The sequence below is a fragment of the Bacillus sp. 05T31 genome (genome assembly GCF_056396725.1).
The window spans coordinates 1-1,413 of sequence record NZ_JBFTMA010000899.1 but is presented as its reverse complement, the minus strand read 5'-3'; the positions used below and the strand labels follow the sequence as shown (position 1 = coordinate 1,413).

General features: G+C 32.3%; 2 protein-coding genes and 1 pseudogene. 1 reads left to right on the top strand and 2 read right to left on the bottom strand.

Features of this window, described 5'->3' with window-relative positions; genetic code table 11:
* A pseudogene (locus AC1DJR_RS29695) lies at nucleotides 1-279 on the top strand (TetR/AcrR family transcriptional regulator); the annotation flags it as partial.
* Between the two features lie 213 nt (nucleotides 280-492).
* On the opposite strand, the gene AC1DJR_RS29690 reads toward AC1DJR_RS29695, so the two are convergent.
* Nucleotides 493-792: a WGxxGxxG family protein gene (locus tag AC1DJR_RS29690; RefSeq protein WP_429692274.1), complete on the bottom strand. Its 300-nt coding sequence runs from the start codon at nucleotides 790-792 to the stop codon at nucleotides 493-495.
* Nucleotides 793-964: 172 nt separating this feature from the next.
* The coding region (locus AC1DJR_RS29685) for a DUF3231 family protein (protein WP_477004225.1) at nucleotides 965-1,413 on the bottom strand (449 nt) is incomplete at its 5' end.

Sequence of the window (1,413 nt, the reverse complement as noted above, 5' to 3'; positions counted from 1 at the left end):
GAAGTACCATTTCAGCCGGAACTAAAAAGTGAAATACAACAATTAATAGAAACAGAACTGCTTGTACATTTTAAAAAGCTGATTGCAAAGTTTCAAGAAGAAGGGGAAATTATTGAAATGCCACCATCTTCCGTATTACGTCTTACTTTATCAGCTGTACTAGGATTTCTCTTAACGAGGTTTTTATTATTGCCTGAAGAGAAATGGGATGATGAAGTGGAAATTGAAAATACGATTCAATTTATATTATATGGATTAACACCAAGAACTTCGCTATAACAACATTTGTGTTTTTGATTTTCGTATTTGTAAATATATAATTTAAGAAAATTAATCGTAAGTAAAGATAAGGTGATATATGAATTAAATATATTAATAACTAATTATACATATTACTTGTAAGCAAATAATAAATCGCCTTTAAAAAGGCGATTTATATTCATTATATACTTTTAATACATAAGTACTTGTTTACTAAAAAAATGCTCTGAATTAGCGTGTTTCTTTGTCTCTTCTTCTAAGACCTAATAATCCTGCTAGTCCYAATAAACCGAGCCAAGCCCAATTATTATTTTTATCGCGATTATCATTTAAATCATTTGTTGTATTTACATTTCGAGTTCTCACATCATTATTAACTCGATGCATGTTATTGTCATTAACTCGAGTTGAAGTGTCAATATTATTAACCCGATTCATGTTATTTCCATCGTATTCAGCATGGGCAGTTGTACCTAAAAACATAATAGTTAGTGCTAATACACTTAAAATAGATGATAATTTCTTCTTCATAGTTTTCCCCTCCTTTCTTATGTATTAATTTCTCCAGTAGTTTTGTACATTATTCGGTTCACAGTATCTAAATCATAAAGTTAAAATTATGAGAAATATCTTTAATCTCCATTATTAAAAGTACAGGTAAATACAACGAAGCGGTTAACAAAAGTTAACCGCTTATGCCATGTTATGCTTGATCAGATTGAAGAACATGTAAAGGAGGAGGAATAATCCAACCTTTTTTCTTATTTAATCGTAGTAAAGTGGCACCTGCTTGTGCTTTTTTCATATGGAATTGTCCAAACATCATTCCTACGTCTTCTCGAAGTGATTGTCCCATCGCTTGGCTACATGCTACTARKCCAGCAGCAAGATCCATAGAAACTTTAGCTGCAATTTCTGCRTCATTAATACGAGCACCAGGAGGRATYGTTTCAATAGATGCAACTGGACGTTCTGGAGGTGCTGGTGGTAATGCCACCCCGTTTGATTTCAACAAGTTTTTTAGTTCTTCAACTTCTGATTGGATATCATTTTCTATAAGATTTTCTAAAAACTTTTTTAAGTCCTCGTCTCCAGTATGATTGACAAGAACTTGGTAACCAGCAATTGCACCTTGTGCGCCTGCAAGATAAC